The organism is Serratia sp. B501, from assembly GCF_051172315.1.
GTDB classification, from domain to species: domain Bacteria; phylum Pseudomonadota; class Gammaproteobacteria; order Enterobacterales; family Enterobacteriaceae; genus Serratia; species Serratia ureilytica.
Window position 1 is genome coordinate 1 of sequence record NZ_JBPIZB010000024.1, and the last position, 1,011, is coordinate 1,011.

Below are 1,011 nucleotides of genomic sequence, written 5' to 3' on the forward strand. Positions count from 1 at the left end.
GCGTTTAGCACCGACCAAAACAGCAGGGTCATGTCTGCTTTCACTGGTCGATTCAGTTCTTCCTTGCTTATTGAAGGAAGCTTCTCATTCAGTTTCACTTCGTCGCCATCATAAATCAGCTGTGCGATGTCCAGTTGCCGGCCTTCAAAAAAATCCTGTGGCTCATATTCCATGCTTTTGTTGCATCCTTGCACTATGAGAACAGTAGACAGTAGCGCTATTGCTATTATCAATTTGCTCATATTCTCCCCCTGAGAATGGTGACATCCTCGTCTGTCTGGTCTTCAATCCGTTTGATTGCGTGGTCTATAGCGTGTTTATCGAAAACCAGATGTAACCTGACAGCTTCAGTATAAATAACCGGCAGCTGTCAGATCTGCGTTGATGAAATTACTGCGTTTCCTTTGCTCCTTTCAAAAGCATGAGCTCGAGTATTTTCTTACACTGTACATTGTATTCTGAGCCATCTTGGCTGTCTTTTATTTGCCGATTCACTGCTGTTAACAGCGAAAGATTGTTTATATTTACCGGGTTAGGATTCGCCCCCCGATTGAGCAGTAAGGTCATATGCTCAAAGGCTGAGCTAAAAAAAGCATCCATTAATAAGGTTTGTTGCAAGGAGTCTCTGATGTTTATATCCGCGCCATAATCCAGCATCACCTTTAATGTTTCAGGGTTTTTGGCTTTGATTGTTTGGAATACAATGGGCTCATTGAATACCTTATCTTTTGCGTTTGGCGGTAAACCGCCGTCGAGCATGGCTTTGACCCAAATCCCCTTGTCGGCTTTCATGACAAATTCCGCCGGGCTGCTTCCCCCCTCCGGTCTGGGTTGCAACGGATCTGCGCCAGCTTTTACCAGATCGGTTATTATTTTCAGCCTTTCCGGCGTGTTTTTATCATAGATTGCGTTTAGCACCGACCAAAACAGCAGGGTCATGTCTGCTTTCACTGGTCGATTCAGTTCTTCCTTGCTTATTGAAGGAAGCTTCTCATTCAGTTTCACTTCGTC

At 44.6% G+C, this 1,011-nt stretch carries 1 protein-coding gene; it reads right to left on the reverse strand.

The features are described from left to right. Window positions 1-390: 390 nt before the first annotated feature. A partial coding sequence (locus tag ACSBQV_RS24215; protein WP_434991574.1) for an ankyrin repeat domain-containing protein occupies window positions 391-1,011 on the reverse strand: 621 nt, incomplete at its 5' end.